A 15,669-nucleotide genomic window follows, 5' to 3' on the forward strand; every position below is an offset into this window, starting at 1 on the left:
TTCAGAACTCGAAACTGTGAACCGCCTCGAACCCGGGCAGAACCGGCGCGGTGGCATTGAACGCCATGCGCCAGCTGATCCGGCCGCCGCGCTTCAGCCCGATGCGGCATTCGCCGAGTGCGCCATCCATGAAAATCGCCGCGATCCGGCCGCCGTCTTTCAACTGGTCGGCAATCGCCTCGGGCAGGCGTTCGATCGCGCCTTCGATGCAGATGACATCATAGGGCCCGTGTTTCGGGCTGCCCTCGCTGAGCGGCGCCTCGATCACTGCGGCATTGTCCACCCCCTGATCGCCGAGGATGGTTTCGGCCTCCGACGCCATCGCCACGTCTTCCTCGACGGCGACCACCGCCTCGGCCAACCGCGCCAGAAGGGCGGTGGAATAGCCCAGCCCCGGCCCCAGATCGAGCACAAGGTCCGCAGGCGTGACATCCAGCAAGTCCAGCAGCTTGGCCTGTACGCGCGGATCGAGCACGACACGCCCCGGAGCCAGATCGACATGGGCGCCCACATAGGCGAGATCGCGCTTGCCGTCGGGCATATAGACCTCGCGCGGGACGGAGAGCATCGCATCGATGATCGGGAATTTCGTCACATCGGAGGGGCGCACCTGCGTGTCGACCATGATGGTACGGCGGGACGTGTAGTCGATCATGAACTGAACCAATGAGTCTAGTTTCGATATCGTGGTGATGGCACATGCGCCCCGGCTTCGCAATAACTATGGCGGAACCCGCGACCATTGTCCGCCCCGGCGCGCCGCAAGGATGCCCTTGACGCGGGCCGCGGTCAAATCTAAGCAACGTGGGCTTCGGGCGAGTTGGCGGAGTGGTTACGCAGCGGATTGCAAATCCGTGTACACCGGTTCGATTCCGGTACTCGCCTCCATTTCATTCTAAATCATAGGGTTAGCGGCTGAACGGTCGAGTGTGACACAAAGTGGGACACACGCCCTATGATGCTGTCATCCTATCTAAGCCCCTCAAGACACGGGATTTACTACTTCCGCTGGCCTATCCCTCCGTCTCAAGAAGGAAAGCGGACCACGGTTCGCATATCTTTGCGCACCCGTTGCCCAGATCGTGCTGGCGATCTCGCCCGTCATCTTGCATCCTGCGGGCGAATACTGCGCGAGAACAATACATTGGCGGGACTGAGACAAAGCGAGATACGGGAGAAGGTGCAAACCTACTTCAAGGCGCAACTGGACCAGTACCTTGACTGGCTGGACCGGCGCGGCCTGTCGAAGAACGCCTTGGCCGATGCCCGCGAAGAAATGCTGGACCATGAAAGCTACATGGAGATTGACAGCGCCAGTGGACAATGGCTGCCGGTACAACGCTTCAAGAGCAAGATGGATGTATCAGACGCGGAATGGGATGCCAGCCTGCCCCGCATTGCGACCGAGTTGCGGAAGGGCCGCCGGGACATGCTCAGGCGCGTTCTGGAAGCCGCTGAGCGCCTTGAGCATTATTCCTATGAGGATGCCCCGGCCCTCGCTCCTGCCCCTCCTGCGCCCGTTCTGCCAGCGTCATCGCCCTTGGGCGCGGCGGTGGATGATTTCATCGCAGAGCATTCCCGCCAATGGCAGCCTAAAACAATCACACAGAACCGGGCTTACCTGAACATCCTCGTTGAATATTTCGGTCCTGACCGGTTGCTTGCCACGATCACCAAGCAGGATGCGAGCGAGGTCAAGAAGGTCTTGCAGGCGCTACCATCTAGCCGGAACACCAAGCCGAAGTTGAAGGCCATGCCACTAATGCAGGTCATCAATGAACCGGACCACAAGAAGATCGCGGCCAAGACGATCAACAGCCATATCCAGATGTTCAAGATGCTCTTCGACTGGGCAGAGCGGCACGGACATTCGCCGCACACGCTTTTTGAAGGCATGAAGGTACGGAAGGACAAAGCCAGCGAGAGCGAGCGCAAGCCTTTCACACCGGACCAAACGCGCCTGATCTACACTGAGTTGACGGAAAACCCGTCCGGGCTGGTACGCAAAGACAGCCACAAGTGGGGGATGCTCTTGGGCATGTTCACCGGCGCACGTCTAAACGAGATTTGCCAACTCGACATTGCCGATGTGCAGCAGGACGGCGACACATGGTTCCTGAATATCACTGATGAAGGCGACGACACCAAGAGCGTGAAGTCGAAGGCAGGCAGGCGCAATGTGCCGCTGCATTCCGAGTTGATCCGCCTTGGCTTTCTAGACTTCGTGGATAGCCGTCGAAACGGCAGACGCCTGTTCCCAGACTATAGCTACAGCGCCAATGGCGGCTATGGTCGAGCCTTGGGCCGCTGGTGCAATGAGAGTTTCCTACCCAAGCTGGGTATTAAGAAACCGGGTCTGGTGTTTCACAGCTTGCGACACACGGTTGTGACGCGACTTAGCCAAGCAGATGTTCCTGAGCCTGTCGTACAGTGCATTGTTGGCCACGCACGATCCGGGGTCACGCAAGAAGTTTACAATCGCGAAGGCTACACACTGGCTCAGTTGAAAGGGGCCATTGACCGCTTCGCCATCGGCCAAGCTAACTAGCCGGTCGGCTGGTCGGGGCCATCCTGCATGGCCCCTTCCATCGTGTAGGCAAAGCGGCCAGCTTCCGCGCGGATCGCTTCGAGTGTTTCAGAGGTCATCGCTTCTTCGGTGACTTCTGCAATCCAGTCCGGGTCAACTTCGTCCATGCGCTCAAGTGCGGTCAGTTGCGCAACGATGAATGCCGCGCCGTTAGTGTGCATATCCAGATCGGACAGTTTCAGACCGAATGCCTGCACCGTCCCATCGAATGCGCCTAGCGCAGCAGCGGCAATCTCTTTGTCCTCAAGGTCGCGCTTCATCGCTGTCAAATAGCCGACATGATGAATGCCCGCCGCAAGGCGCACGTCCTCCAAGGTATCGGACTGGGGCGCTAAAATCACTTTATTGGGTTCCGCTTCGGCAGGCTCACTAATCGGCGCGTCGTCTTCATGCCTGAGTGGCACAATGAAGTTTTCCGCCGCTTTCGGGTTCATTGCACCTGCGCAAAAGGCGCTTACCACGAAAGCCACGCCCAAAGGCATGACGAAAGCCAAAAGTAAGAAACCGGCAACAAGAAACAGCCACCAATACGCCCTGAAAAACCGCATGGTGCCGGTGGCCACCAAGAGTTGCATTTGCAGGTTCCACCAATAACGCCCGATCACACCAAGGCTGGAACTTGCAGCGGCAACGCCTTCGGTCGCAGCACCGTAGGCGATGTGGTGGTCAGGTGACTTGTCGTTAAGGCTCATGGTGCACTCCGACGATGTACTTGGCACGCTTTCATACCCAGCGCGGCATCCGGTTAGAGGGGCAGTGTGTATCTGATTTTTAGATACCTATTTTTAAGATATAGTCAACGAGCCCAGTGCAACAGCATGGGGCGTTCATGCCTAAAACTCTTGGAGATCATAGGCATGATGCTCTTGTTCGCTATCTCATCGAGAAGCGCGGCGAGGCAGGCTTGAAGCAGGTGGAACTTGCAGAGCGGATGAAGGTCTATCAGTCCTTCATCGCGCGGCTGGAAAGCGGGCAACGCCGGGTGGATGTGGTGGAACTGGTCAAGCTGGGCGAGGTTCTGGGCTTCGATCCGACAGAGATTGTGGGCAGGCTGGCGAAGATGAAAGGGTGAACCCACCCCGTGCCGCCATAATCGTTACCAGTAATGAGGGAGCGCCGGAGGCGGCGCGACCGGAAGGTATCACAAGCACTCTGACCATCACGTATTTTTCAATGGGTTAAACGACCTCCACACATATCGGGGGGAAGCCCTAGTGCGGCTCACGGGATGCCCAAAACGCCTGCAAGCGGCCTTCGTACCCCTCGGGTTCCAGCAGCCTTGCAATGTCCGGCTCGATGGGGTGTTCGCTTGGCTCGACATTCTCACCTTCGCCCATGTCGAACTCGGCTTTGTTTTCTACCCCGAACATGTCCTTGAAAACCGCTTTCATGGTGTCTTCCAGAACATCCCGCATGTCGTGGTGCATAATGAAGCTGTCATGCACCGGCAAGCAAGCATAGCCCATACTGGCAAATCGCAGCATCACCGCTTCGGCCAGATCACTGTCCATGCGTTGAAGCCGCAACCCGGCACCGGTCCCGAAATGGTCCGCGCATTCCGGGTAGCTATCGACAATGAAACGCTTGAAGTCATTCCAGCTTCGACCCGTCAGCGTTTCGTCATACTTCTTGATTTCATCTATGCCCTTAATGCTATCGGCATTCAGCAACGCATTGAATGTGGTCTTCACAAGTTTGCGCTCAGCGACGTTCCCCTCGTTCGTGACACACCTTGCATAAGGGTCAGCGGGAATGTCCCTGCCTGCCAGTGCGAACAGCATCGCGGCATGGATGCCCGAATAATCAACCTCGACCGTCTTCTTACCGTCGATCAAGATGTAACGTCGCAAATGGCTGGGAATGCTGACCCACCATGCACCGTAGAACCGCCCGCCTTGTTCCCACTCATCATTGTTGAAAACCCGGTAAACCGTGCGCGCGGCAAAGTCGAAGGACTGAGCGGCTTCATCGTCTCGTGTCCCGTCTATGCGTTTCAACTCTTGGGCCAGTTGTTCGTCCGTCAGTGCCACGTCTGCCCAATGGCTTTCCAGCATGTCGTTGATGATCCGCAGTCGATCCCGTGCCGCATTGGCGAAGGCGTCATCGCCATACTCGACAAGGCGCTTCTTGCTGTCTTTCAGGCGGATGCCTTCGGCGTTGGGATGCCGTCGCAGATCGACTACAGAGGCACCGGCCCGGTCAATCCCTGCCATTAAGGAAGGGGTCGCCATGTATCGGGCAACCCGGCTGTTCTTCTTCGCGGGATCATCCCAATGCGGCGTGCTCATCACGATCAACCCGGCGTCTTTCAATGCCTCCATCGCAGCGTTGAAGGTCCGGTAGGACAGGAAACTGGCCCCATATCGCGACTTGCTCGCGTTCGTGATCCTGTTCGATCCACCCGCAATGCCCACCTCAAGCGACGGGTCGCTTTCATATGCCCGGAACAGGTCCAGCACGATGGCCTTTATGGACGCTTCAAAACGCGGCTGCGCATCGGACTTGAGCGGCTTGGCCCGTGCGGCGGTCAGGTCCGCGCAGAGGGTGTCCAGAAACGCTTTCAGCGCCGGGGCGTCGGTGGTCCATTGCGGCTCAAACGGGCGCGAAGGCATGGGGCATATCTATCTGTTTTCCGTTGGGTATCACGAACACCGCGACTTCCGCTCACCAGTTTGAACCGCTAAGGTGACGGAAAACAAGGACAGACCCTCGGACATGGCCGGAAAATACGACGACCTCACCCACGCGCAACTTGTCGAACTGCTGGAAAAGCGCGACCGGACCAAGAAGCTGGGGCTGGTGTGGGAGCGGGACGAGATCGAGGCGGACGCGGCGGTAGATGCCAACTTCATCGCCTGCCGGATCGACGAAGCGCTGTCGGACAAGCCCGCACCGTGGGACAATCTGGTGATCGAGGGCGACAACTTTGACGCGCTGCGGTGGCTGCGCATGACCCATTCGGGCCGGGTGAAGTGCATCTACATCGACCCGCCCTACAACACCGGCAACAAGGATTGGGTCTATAACGACAGCTACATGGACAAGGAGGACCGGTTTCGCCAGTCCACATGGCTTGAGTTTCTCTATCGCCGCCTGACGCTGGCACGGGACTTGTTGGCCGAAGACGGGGTTCTGCTGGTGTCGATCAATGACGACCAGCGGGCGTTGCTGGAACTGATGATGGACGAGGCCCTACCGGGGATGCGGATTGGTACATTCGTGTGGCGCACAAGGCCCGGAGGCAACGATACGAAAGGAGCATTCCTTTCAGACAATCACGAACATGTAATGGTCTTTGCGAAGGCGGGTTTTCGCTTTAGCGGAACAGAGAAGTCGTTTGAACTCTACAGGCACTGGGATGAAAGGAAGCAGGACTGGTATCGCACTGGCGGAGACCTCACAAAAGCACACAACTCTATTGAGCGACCGAATACATACTACCCACTTTATGACCCGAATACTGATATTTGGTATCCGTGCAACCCAGACGCTGTTTGGAGGTACTCATCCAAGCACAAAGTCAAAGATGTGTCTCGCCTGCGCACGCGCCCAATGGAAGACTTTATTGCTGACGGATACGTTCATTTCCCAGTCGAACAAAAAGTCGCTGTTTGGCATACGAAAGAAGAACTGCTTACTGCCATAGAGACCGGCGAAGTGCCTTCTAGCGGAAGGGCACAAATGCTCAGGAGGGACACGCCAGACCTTGATTTTTGGATTGGGAAGAAAGTTGGCTTCGGCACTCCGTCATTGAAGCGATACAAGTCAGAACTCAAGAACCCGACACAGCCATTCTCAAGTTGGATAACACCGAACTTTGAAGCTGACAAAGAAACGATTGAAGATGAACAACAAGCTGTCGTCGGCACATACATGGTGGCTGCAAAAGAGATCAAGTCGGTCTTCGGCTCAAAAGCCTTCAACTACGCCAAGCCCGTCTCCCTGATCCGCGAACTCGTTCGCCAGTCCACCGGACCGGACGACATCGTGCTCGACTTCTTCGCAGGCTCCGCTACCGCCGCTCAAGCTGTCATGGAACTCAATGCCGAAGACGGTGGCAACCGCCGCTTCATCATGGTCTCGTCCACCGAAGCTACAGAAGACGACCCCGACAAGAACCTGTGCCGCGACGTGACGGCGGAACGTATCCGCCGCCTGAATGCCAGCGATGACGCCAAGTATGCCAACCTCGCCGCAGGCTTTGCCTATCTGCGCACCCATGAGATCGCCTTTGAAGACCTCGACTATGACCTTCAACCCGCCGATGCCTGGGCCGCGCTGGAAGCCATGCACGACCTGCCGCTGACCCTTTATGACGGCAGTGCGCCATGGAACCTGCACGAAGGCGAGACCACCGCGCTGGTGCTGGTGGACCGCTTCGACCCCGGCTTGCTGGAATGGCTCAAGGGGCGCGACCGGCAGAACCTGTTCGTCTATGCGTGGGCACCGGGCCAGATCGCCCAGCATCTCGACGGCACCCATGTGGACATTCGCCCCGTCCGCGACACGCTGGTGAAGCGGTTCCAGCAATGACCGAGCGCCTGTCCCTTGCCGCCTACCAGACCCGCGCGGTGGACGCGCTGTCGGGTGTGATCCGCAAGGTGGCCGAGTTGCACGACCGCGACCCGGCGCACCGGCAGGCCATCGCGCTGAAAAGCGGCGTGACGCTCCTGCAAAGCCCAACAGGGTCGGGCAAGACGCTGGTGTTAGGCCGAGTGCTGGAAGGGCTGCGCGGCGCGCTGAGCCGCCCCGTGGTGTGGCTCTGGTTCGCGCCCTATTCCGGGCTGGTGACGCAGACACGCGATGCTCTGGTGGCGCAATGCGGCGGTCTGCGCGTCCGCGACGTGGCAAAGGATCGGGAACCAAACGGCACCCGTGACGGCGATGTGTTCATCCAGACATGGGCGACGGTTGCCGCCAGCAACAAGGACGCCCGCAAGGTCCGTCGCACGTCCGAGGCCGCGTTGTCCTTCGATGACCTGATTGCGTCTTGGCGGGATGCTGGCTTTTTTGTCGGCGTTGTGATCGACGAGGCGCATTTGAACTTCGGGGCGTCCGCCAAGGTCGCGGCTGGCTTCTACCTCGACCATATCCAGCCCGATTTCACGATCCTTGCTACTGCCACGCCGAGCGACGAGAAGCTGGACGCCTTTGAACAGAAGGCCGGTATCGAGGTCGCCAGCCGCGTTGTCGTGCCCCGTTCCGAGGTTGTCGAAGCCGGATTGAACAAGGTGGGCCTCAAGCTGGGTGTGATCCGTTTCCGAGAAGGCGACCGCGACCTGATCGACCATGAACAGGCGACCTTGCAGGCCGGGTGGACGCAGCACTGCCGGGTGCGTGAGCGCCTCAAGGAACACGGGCTGGCGGTGTCGCCCTTGATGCTGGTGCAGGTTGAGGACCAAGCCAAGGGTGCGGAAGACCCGGTAAAGCGGGTGCGGGACAAGCTGGTGGAGATCGGCGTTGATGACGCTGCCATCGCCACGCACACGTCCGGTCAACCGGACCCGGATTTTCACTCGCTAGCCTATGACCCCGACACCCATGTGTTGATCTTCAAGGTAGCCGTGGCGACGGGCTTTGACGCGCCCCGTGCATGGACGCTGGTCTCCGTGCGCCCGAACCGGGGCCGCGACTTCGGTATGCAGATCGTGGGCCGCATCATGCGGGTGCATCCGTCCGTGCGCCCCATCCATGGGCAAGACGACCTGCTGGACAGTGGCTATGTTCTGCTGACAGACCCGGATATGCAGGCGGGCCTGCAAGCGGCGGTGGACGAGTTGAAAGCGGTGCGCGAAAGCATCGAACTGATAACCGACAATCTCGACGTTTACGAGTTTGGCAATGCCGAGAAGCAGGCCGTCGCTTCAGATGTTCCCAAGCCGCCCTTCACACCGAAGCCGCCCGAAAACGAGACAGAGCGGCAAGAGCGCCTGACGAACCTGATCGAACAAGGCGTGGTGCGGGCCGATGTGCAGAATATGCCCGACACGGAAAAGGACCGTGCTATTGTCACGGGCGAGACGTGGCAAAGTGTGAGCGACACGCCGCTCTTTGGCGATCTGCCGGAAAGCAAGAAGCCTGAGACCGACAAGGGGCCGAGCAAACCGAACTTCCGGCCCTATCCGCTGCGCAAGGACTTGGACTTGCCCAAGGCACTGGTCCGCGAACTGCCACCCGATCCGATGAAGCTGAACGATCTGGTGCACGACATAGCGCGCGAGTTTTGCCGCTCTGCCGATATGCCCGGCCTGCTGCAACGCAAACTGACAAAGGCGCATCTCGACTTGCGCGACTTGTTCGCTGCGGAGTTTCAGGAAACGGTGGACCTGCGTTTGCGGCTATCCAATGCGCGGGTGGCTGAAAAGGCGCAACTGGCCTTCAACTTCAATGACGCCATCGACCCGCGCCTATTGAAGCGCGCGCTGGTGGAGGAACTGCGCGGCATTGTGGACGACAAGGGTATCGAAGCCGAGGAACGTGACCTGCGCCGCGCTATTGATCTTGCCGGGATGATGGAACCCGAGAAGCTGAAAGAGGCCATCAAGACCGCACAGGCCCGCAACGTGCGAACTGACACCAGCGAACCCGTGCCAGAAAAATACTTCGGACCGGACGGGCTGAACGAAGCCGCGAAGTCCGCCTACGGCGTGTTCCCGCATCGTCTGAACAAGGAAGAACAGGACTTCGCGGCGTTTCTGGACGCAGACAGAACCGGGACAGTTAAGTGGTGGATGCGAAACCCAGAGAATGAAACGTGGGCTACGCGTTTAATATTGCCGTCAGGGCATCGGTTCTTCCCTGACTTCGTTGTGGGTGTCAGTGGGCGCACAACGCCCGACGCCATTGCACTTGTCGAGATCAAGGATGACGGCGAAACGGGGCGTCTACAGTCAGACCGGAACGTGGAGAAAATCCGCGTACAGCATCGCGAATATCGTAATGTTTTCTGGACCTACCGTTCTGACGGCACGTGGATACGCGCACGCTATGCAGAGGGGCTGCACAAGATCGTCCCTAACGACCGGTTTGACGTGAAGGAACTCGTCTACCTAGGATAACCTGCCGGTCGGAAAAACGTGACGATTTTTTGCGCGGCCCCATACATACATAGCCACGCGCCGACTTCCCCCATACCCCACCCGCGCGGGCAGGGATACGTCTTGCCTCGCAAGTCGGGCACACCATAGAACAGAAGATGCACCGAACGTCTGCATCGGCACCACCTATAGAGGGAAAGAACCGCCGAGACGTGCCCCCCCACCCCTCCTTTTAGGACGGATGGACAGCCAAGGCGGCAGTCGCCCTACCTATAGGAACATAGAAAGGCCACCTGAGACGACACCCGGCGGTTGACAGAAATACAACTCTGACAGCATAAGTGTGACACGAAGTGCGACACACAACTCAACCTCGCACTCGATTGTTCAAGCCTTCCAGTGGCTTAGAAAAATGGTAGCGGGTCCGGTACTCGCCTCCAATATTTTCAATGACTTATTGGTTTTGTGTCTAATGGGGTATCACCTCGGGTATCACTTTCTTGTTTCGTGCTCGTTTCGTTCAGAAGCTGCTCCCACAGCTTTCTCTTCTCTGCTGCCGTACCGGCGCGCATGATTTGTCGGACAAATCCCGCGTACTTGATGACCATTTTCTTGGTCTTGTGTCCGCTGTAGCTCATGATCTCGTCGTCATCGCAGCCTGCCCATGCCAACTCCATGACGCCGCGATAGCGCAAAGCATGCAGGTCGTGAGCCAACACTCCCAACCGCTTCCGCTCGTCCCGCATTATTCGGGCGATCTTGAAGTAGCTCATCGGTGACCCGTCTGCATTGGCTAGTATCGGACGGTCTGGTTTGGCCGTGTCGCCCAATGCCGCTTTCAGTTGTTCAAGCTCGAGTTTGAGATTTGGCGTGCAAGGCAGCAGAAGCGCGACACCGGTCTTGTTCTGAGTCAGCGTCAAGTTGGTTCCGTCATAGTGACGCCAAGTGAAGCCGTTCAAATCGCCGGGACGCTGAACACTTCCAACACCAAGCTCAAAGATGAGCCTAGGCAAGTCCTCGGCCTCTTCGCGCCAAGTATCCACAGCCGAGTCAGTCCAAGGAAGGTGCGGCTTTTTTCGATCTTCAGGCACCTTGAGCAGCTCGATATCCGCCGCGGGATTTTCCGATAGCCATCCCTTCCTGCGTGCCAACTTGGCAAGCAATGTGACCGCAACCGGGATGTAGTTCGCGAAACGGACACGATGCGAGTTCTTGTCCATGGCGTTGTAAACGTCGGCTGCCCTGAGCAGCTTGACGTCTCGACTACCGATTTTCTGATCGAGATAATCGAAGATTTTTTCTAAGTCTTGGCGGTAACGCGGTTTGTAACCTGCCCATTTATCAGTCGTTCGAAACTCTTTGATCAGGACAGACCAAGATCGCTTCGACAGATGGCGCTTGCCGCGGAGAATTTCCCAATACTCGTCGTCGAACTCCTGCGTGTTCTCATCCGCGTAAATCCGGTAGTATTGGCCACCTTTGCGCACGCAGAGTCATCTCGCGCCATTGCCGAGTCCGTTCAACACGATGGGTCCGCCGGTTCACATCGCGCTCGACGCGGTCAAAGATGTCAACGACATTGCCGCGGATAACTTGGTATCCGAACGGCATTTTGGGCTTGATCTTCGGGGAACCAGACACGGTTGCCTCCATAATATCCTATAATGGGATAATACCAGAACAGGATTACGCGGCAAGGGCTTAGCCCGAATGGAGATGCCGCATGACCAGAAGTCTGCGAACGCCGAGGCACCAGGCGTTGATGCAGGTGCTGGCAGAAACGAGAAAATTGAGAAATGTTACGCAACAGGAGCTTGCTGACCGTTTGGACCGGCCGCAGTCCTATGTGGCAAAGGTCGAAACAGGTGAACGAAGGCTTGACGTAGTCGAGTTTATGGAGTGGTCTCGATGCCTAGAATGCAGGGCGGCCAAGATCATAGAGCTTGTTGAACAAAGGCTGTCCAAAAAGTGAATTTGAGCGGGTACTCCTATTGGAAGGGCATTGTTTGCCATGCAACGCCAGCAGACGACAACGCAAACCACTACGACGGTCGTGCGGCAGGAAACTCAAAAAAAGAAACAAGAGCCGCAGTATACTTGGAGAATTGAAGACTTTTTTGCTGGGGTGTTGGCTCTTGCGGGCCTGCTTGTCGCTGTAGCAGTCATAGGATTCGCATTGTACTACCTCGGTGTCGCTGCTTCACATGCGGTGCGCTTCGTCTCAGGTGTATCGATAGAGGTATGGCGTGTTTTAGTAGTTGTCCTGAGTGTACTGGCTTCAACTGCAATGGTTTTCCGCGCGTTTACAGTCGAACCAGAGTTTATCGGATTTGGTGGCCCAAATGATCCAAATGAAGACATTCTTTCGAGATACTTAAAGACAATTCTAAAGTCTGTTGGAGTGTCCTTGGTGGTATTAATACCCATGCTACTTCTATCTTGGTGGATTTTTACTCACCTTCCTTTTACAGCGATTGCTTTAGGATTATTGGCTTTTGCAGCCCTTTTTGTAATGCTGATTGAAGTCTTTGCTGACATATCAGTGCTGCTTTCGGCAAGATCGAAGCTAGGGCCAAGATCATGAGCGAAGCGATCCTAATAATCGTCGTCGTCCTTCAATGCTACGTGATCTACCTTTTCCTAAGAATAATCGAAAATGTGGCGCGGTTTGTACTGCTCTTAGCTGCGACGACCCTTCTTGGCTATGCGTCGTTAGAATTTTTGCCTAGAACAACCTTCTATATAACTAATGCCGAGATTGACTGTGCATCCAATGCGATGAGCTTCACTGGGCACACAGATAGCAGTTCAAGCTGGCTTCCATTTGAGTTCTGTTTTGCCGGAGAGTTAACGGCCGTAGATGCCGCCGTTGGTTTCTACCTGCTTCTACTGGTGCTGATCGGAATCTGTTTATACTTCGTTCCCATCCTGGATGCGCTGAACGAAGAACGGAGAACTACAAGGGCGCTGCTTAAGCTGGAAATCCAAGATAGAATAGAAGCTAGATCAAGAACGAGCGCATGATCCGTCAGACCTGTGTATTCTCTGCGAGAACGATTTTCGGCAGAACGAATCCATTGGTAGTTATGAGCCGTGTTTCCCAGAGTGTCTGAAACTCGCTAGTTTGAATCGTGCATCCGATACATGCGTCCATTTAACGCCGCCAAATTAGACAAACCCGGCGCACGCCAAGCGACAAGCTCACGGCCGTCAGGAACCACAAACACCACGCGACCACGGTACTCTACAAGCTCCAGCCCAATCCGATCGCGCAATTCCACCAGTTCTTCCAGTGCAACACGGGCAGCATCGCGTTCATCAGCGATGTCGGAGAGTTCCGATCCAGCCTCGACAATCTGGCGTTCGATGTCGGCGCGGCGGCTATCCATCTCACTCCGCAGCGCGGCCAACTGGGCGTCGCCCTCTACCCGGGCCGCCTCGATCTGCTCTGCGTACATAATGCGCAGCGCCTCTGCTTCGGCGCGCGCAGCAGACTGAGCTGGTCCCGGAAAACTGGACAGTGAGCTAAGGTGTATCCCAACGACGAAGGGATATGACGATGGCGCGGAAGCGACGGAAGTTTACGGATCATTTCAAGGCCCAGGTGGCGCTGGAAGCGCTGCGTGGTGACAGGACGGTGCAGGAGATCGCGGGCGCGGCACGGGCTGCTGCCGACACAGGTGAGTGCCTGGAAGAAGCAGGCAATGGAGGGCCTGTCGGATGTGTTCGCCGGAAAGGCGGGTGGCGCGGTGGACCGAGAAGCGGAGCTGAAGGATCTGCACGCCAAGATCGGGAGGTTGGCGGTGGAGAACGATTTTTTAGCCAAAGGGCTCAAGACATGAGCCCCTGCCGTCGCAAGAATATCGTCCAGCCCGATCATCCGCAGCTCAGCCTGAGCGCGCAGTGCCGCATCCTGGGGATCAGCCGGTCGTCGCTGTATTATCGACCCGTGCCGGTTCGCGACGACACGCTGGCATTGATGAAGTCGATCGACCGGTTGTTCACGGCCTATCCGTTCTTCGGTAGCCGACAAATGGTTGCGATGCTTAAGCGTGACGGCCTGTCGGTCGGGCGGCACCGGATCCGGCGGCTGATGCGTCGAATGGGGTTGGAGGCGGTCTATCGCAGGCCAAAGACCAGCCAACCTCACCCGGCGCATCCGATCCATCCCTACCTGCTGCGGACCATGACCATCGACCGCCCGAACCAGGTCTGGTGTGCTGACATCACGTTCGTTCCAGTCAGCCGTGGCTACCTTTACGTTGTGGCGATCATGGATTGGGCGACGCGCAAGGTGCTGTCTTGGCGGCTTTCGAACACGATGCACGCGGACTTCTGCGTCGAGGCGCTGAACGAGGCGATCCGTCGCCATGGCCCGCCCGAGATCGTGAATACCGACCAAGGTAGCCAGTTCACCGGGTCAGCGTGGATCACGACTCTGACCGAGGCCGGGGTGCGGATCAGCATGGACGGCCGCGGCCGCTGCATGGACAACATCTTCATTGAACGGCTTTGGCGATCGATGAAATATGAAGCCGTCTACCTTCAGGATATCGCGGATGGCTTCGAGGCTGGGCGGGTCGTCGACAGTTGGATCGACTTCTACAACCGCCAGCGCCCGCACTCGGCACTTGGTCTGAGGACCCCCGATGAGGCATACTTAGTGAGGATCGAACTGACGAAAGCGGCCTGAGTACACAACCCGATATACCTTAGCAGGGCCGAGAAACTGTGCAGGATACTAGGACCAGCTCACGTTGCCGCACTTGAAAGAACCGTTCGTTCGTTCATTGACGCCGGTTGGTTTGCCGAAGTGGATCACGCAACAAAACAGACCTACGGAAAGAGCGGCAAAGCCTACGCCGTTAGCAATGCGCAGTATTTTCTTGACCGAGCCGATACCGAAGCAACCAAGCCAACCAATCGGCAATTCTTCACCGAATAACCGCCGCAATGGCCTGTGTTGTAGGTGTTGTAGGGATGCACAACACGTAAGCTACTGAAACTAAATGAATAGTTCGGGTTGTGTGTGTTGGCCTCAAAAAGCAGGAAAGATGACGGGAAAATGAGGGTAGAGGAGCAAGCACACAACACACACAACACACACAACAACATGAAATATACACTATAAAACAGACCCTTAACCGTTGTCAGACTAGCGACTACCAACCGCCAACCCAAGCAACAACGAAAAGCCGACGCAGAAAGGAACGAAGCAATGTCGTATGAATTGAGAAGCGTTCCGAATGAGTTTGTCGAATTCATCGGCGGGTTCGTGATCGAAACCGAAACAGCAGCGGGGCGAAAGCCACCTTTCATCACACAGGGTTCGCACATGGCGATGTATGTGCAGCTTGTGCGGGACATGTTCCACGCGTCGCATAACCGTAGATGGAACGAAGGCCATAAAGGTCTTGTGGAAGACGGTGCCCGGCGCATGGTCGATAACTTCGCCGAAGCCTTTACGCGTCAAGGCGGCGCATACATGGACAAGTATCTCAAGGATATGACCTTGCGCATGGTTTTCGGCTTGGTAGATCACACGCCGTTCCCGTTGCAGCGGATCGTAGAATATGAACTGTGGAAGCTGCGAAGCGACGCGTTCCTTGCCAGCTACTACCGCACAAGCTGGGACGACGACGGCTTTGCCGAAGAACACCCCATGACCACCTTCGCGCGGTATCTCGACTACCTAGACGATATAAAGGGGGTCGATACCGCCGAATACAAAGCAAGCCTTGAAAAGAAACGCTACGTCGTATCATGGCGTCGTGTCGGCTTGGGGTTCGTGCCGCAAGAGAAATGGCAACCACGGTTCCAATACCCGTCGGTCATGGCGAAGGCTCTAAGCGAACGGCAAGGCTAGTCGTAGGACGTGTGGGCAAGGCTTGGTAGCCGTGCGGGCTGCCATTCAACGCCGCAACCACATGTAACGAATCAGTATTTTCCTGACGTGTTTGCCCTGCCTAAGCCCCGCCTAATATCGGGCCGCAATATCGTCGCGTGACCGTTCGCGAAAACTATTTGTGTCTGCATTTGTCTGCT

General features: G+C 56.9%; 13 protein-coding genes, 1 tRNA gene and 1 pseudogene. 10 read left to right on the forward strand and 5 right to left on the reverse strand.

Features of this window, described 5'->3' with window-relative positions; all coding sequences use genetic code 11:
• Window position 1: 1 nt before the first annotated feature.
• Entirely contained in the window at window positions 2-655 is a 654-nt protein-coding gene (locus tag ACQ651_RS10770; RefSeq protein ID WP_227284931.1) for a protein-L-isoaspartate O-methyltransferase family protein, read from the reverse strand.
• A 159-nt stretch (window positions 656-814) separates the two neighbouring features.
• Between ACQ651_RS10770 and ACQ651_RS10775 the strand changes: the two genes are divergently transcribed.
• Window positions 815-888 (forward strand) — tRNA-Cys (locus tag ACQ651_RS10775).
• 292 nt (window positions 889-1,180) lie between these two features.
• Window positions 1,181-2,548 (forward strand): site-specific integrase, encoded by a 1,368-nt coding sequence (locus ACQ651_RS10780; protein ID WP_430449257.1) that lies wholly within the window; start codon window positions 1,181-1,183, stop codon window positions 2,546-2,548.
• Here the strand turns inward: ACQ651_RS10780 and ACQ651_RS10785 are convergent.
• Entirely contained in the window at window positions 2,545-3,279 is a 735-nt protein-coding gene (locus ACQ651_RS10785; protein WP_430449258.1) for a hypothetical protein, read from the reverse strand. The genes ACQ651_RS10780 and ACQ651_RS10785 overlap by 4 nt on opposite strands.
• A gap of 137 nt (window positions 3,280-3,416) precedes the next feature.
• On the opposite strand from ACQ651_RS10785, the gene ACQ651_RS10790 reads away from it, so the two are divergent.
• Window positions 3,417-3,659, forward strand: a complete 243-nt coding sequence (locus tag ACQ651_RS10790) for a helix-turn-helix domain-containing protein (RefSeq protein WP_430449259.1) — start codon at window positions 3,417-3,419, stop codon at window positions 3,657-3,659.
• A gap of 139 nt (window positions 3,660-3,798) precedes the next feature.
• On the opposite strand, the gene ACQ651_RS10795 is transcribed toward ACQ651_RS10790, so the two are convergent.
• Window positions 3,799-5,199, reverse strand: a complete 1,401-nt coding sequence (locus ACQ651_RS10795; protein ID WP_430449260.1) for a hypothetical protein — start codon at window positions 5,197-5,199, stop codon at window positions 3,799-3,801.
• 103 nt (window positions 5,200-5,302) lie between these two features.
• On the opposite strand from ACQ651_RS10795, the gene ACQ651_RS10800 reads away from it, so the two are divergent.
• On the forward strand, window positions 5,303-7,120 hold the full coding sequence (locus ACQ651_RS10800) for a site-specific DNA-methyltransferase (protein WP_430449261.1): 1,818 nt from the start codon (window positions 5,303-5,305) through the stop codon (window positions 7,118-7,120).
• The gene (locus tag ACQ651_RS10805) at window positions 7,117-9,645 is read left to right on the forward strand and encodes a DEAD/DEAH box helicase (RefSeq protein WP_430449262.1); all 2,529 of its coding nucleotides are present in this window, start codon (window positions 7,117-7,119) and stop codon (window positions 9,643-9,645) included. Before ACQ651_RS10800 ends, ACQ651_RS10805 begins: the two co-directional genes overlap by 4 nt.
• Window positions 9,646-10,070: 425 nt before the next feature.
• Here the strand turns inward: ACQ651_RS10805 and ACQ651_RS10810 are convergent, their stop codons facing one another.
• On the reverse strand, window positions 10,071-11,111 hold the full coding sequence (locus ACQ651_RS10810; protein WP_430449263.1) for a tyrosine-type recombinase/integrase: 1,041 nt from the start codon (window positions 11,109-11,111) through the stop codon (window positions 10,071-10,073).
• A gap of 236 nt (window positions 11,112-11,347) precedes the next feature.
• Between ACQ651_RS10810 and ACQ651_RS10815 the strand changes: the two genes are divergently transcribed.
• The 3 genes from ACQ651_RS10815 to ACQ651_RS10825 are packed head-to-tail and all read left to right on the forward strand — an operon-like array spanning window position 11,348 to window position 12,648.
• Window positions 11,348-11,596 carry a helix-turn-helix domain-containing protein gene (locus ACQ651_RS10815; RefSeq protein ID WP_430449264.1) on the forward strand — a complete coding sequence of 83 codons (249 nt, stop codon included), beginning with the start codon at window positions 11,348-11,350 and terminating at the stop codon, window positions 11,594-11,596.
• 39 nt (window positions 11,597-11,635) lie between these two features.
• Entirely contained in the window at window positions 11,636-12,208 is a 573-nt protein-coding gene (locus ACQ651_RS10820; protein WP_430449265.1) for a hypothetical protein, read from the forward strand.
• Window positions 12,205-12,648, forward strand: coding sequence for a hypothetical protein (locus ACQ651_RS10825; RefSeq protein ID WP_430449266.1), 444 nt, complete (start codon window positions 12,205-12,207; stop codon window positions 12,646-12,648). The genes ACQ651_RS10820 and ACQ651_RS10825 overlap by 4 nt, the downstream gene beginning before the upstream one ends.
• 95 nt (window positions 12,649-12,743) lie before the next feature.
• Here ACQ651_RS10825 and ACQ651_RS10830 read toward each other — a convergent pair whose 3' ends face one another.
• Complete coding sequence (locus ACQ651_RS10830; protein ID WP_430449267.1) at window positions 12,744-13,082, reverse strand: hypothetical protein; 339 nt, start codon at window positions 13,080-13,082, stop codon at window positions 12,744-12,746.
• Between the two features lie 101 nt (window positions 13,083-13,183).
• Between ACQ651_RS10830 and ACQ651_RS10835 the strand changes: the two are divergent.
• Window positions 13,184-14,317, forward strand: a pseudogene (locus ACQ651_RS10835) (IS3 family transposase).
• A 525-nt stretch (window positions 14,318-14,842) separates the two neighbouring features.
• On the forward strand, window positions 14,843-15,490 hold the full coding sequence (locus ACQ651_RS10840; RefSeq protein WP_430449268.1) for a hypothetical protein: 648 nt from the start codon (window positions 14,843-14,845) through the stop codon (window positions 15,488-15,490).
• The last annotated feature ends 179 nt before the right edge of the window (window positions 15,491-15,669 follow it).

The sequence above is a fragment of the Rhodophyticola sp. genome (assembly GCF_965284195.1).
GTDB lineage: Bacteria > Pseudomonadota > Alphaproteobacteria > Rhodobacterales > Rhodobacteraceae > Rhodophyticola.

What these genes read in the sequence shown, in the direction of transcription:
- ACQ651_RS10785 (WP_430449258.1), bottom strand. Translation starts at nt 3,279, where the DNA reads ATGAGCCTTAACGACAAGTCACCTGACCACCACATCGCCTACGGTGCT.
- ACQ651_RS10825 (WP_430449266.1), top strand. Translation starts at nt 12,205, where the DNA reads ATGAGCGAAGCGATCCTAATAATCGTCGTCGTCCTTCAATGCTACGTG.
- ACQ651_RS10840 (WP_430449268.1), top strand. Translation starts at nt 14,843, where the DNA reads ATGTCGTATGAATTGAGAAGCGTTCCGAATGAGTTTGTCGAATTCATC.
- ACQ651_RS10815 (WP_430449264.1), top strand. Translation starts at nt 11,348, where the DNA reads ATGACCAGAAGTCTGCGAACGCCGAGGCACCAGGCGTTGATGCAGGTG.
- ACQ651_RS10820 (WP_430449265.1), top strand. Translation starts at nt 11,636, where the DNA reads ATGCAACGCCAGCAGACGACAACGCAAACCACTACGACGGTCGTGCGG.
- ACQ651_RS10800 (WP_430449261.1), top strand. Translation starts at nt 5,303, where the DNA reads ATGGCCGGAAAATACGACGACCTCACCCACGCGCAACTTGTCGAACTG.
- ACQ651_RS10790 (WP_430449259.1), top strand. Translation starts at nt 3,417, where the DNA reads ATGCCTAAAACTCTTGGAGATCATAGGCATGATGCTCTTGTTCGCTAT.
- ACQ651_RS10805 (WP_430449262.1), top strand. Translation starts at nt 7,117, where the DNA reads ATGACCGAGCGCCTGTCCCTTGCCGCCTACCAGACCCGCGCGGTGGAC.
- ACQ651_RS10795 (WP_430449260.1), bottom strand. Translation starts at nt 5,199, where the DNA reads ATGCCTTCGCGCCCGTTTGAGCCGCAATGGACCACCGACGCCCCGGCG.
- ACQ651_RS10830 (WP_430449267.1), bottom strand. Translation starts at nt 13,082, where the DNA reads ATGTACGCAGAGCAGATCGAGGCGGCCCGGGTAGAGGGCGACGCCCAG.
- ACQ651_RS10770 (WP_227284931.1), bottom strand. Translation starts at nt 655, where the DNA reads ATGATCGACTACACGTCCCGCCGTACCATCATGGTCGACACGCAGGTG.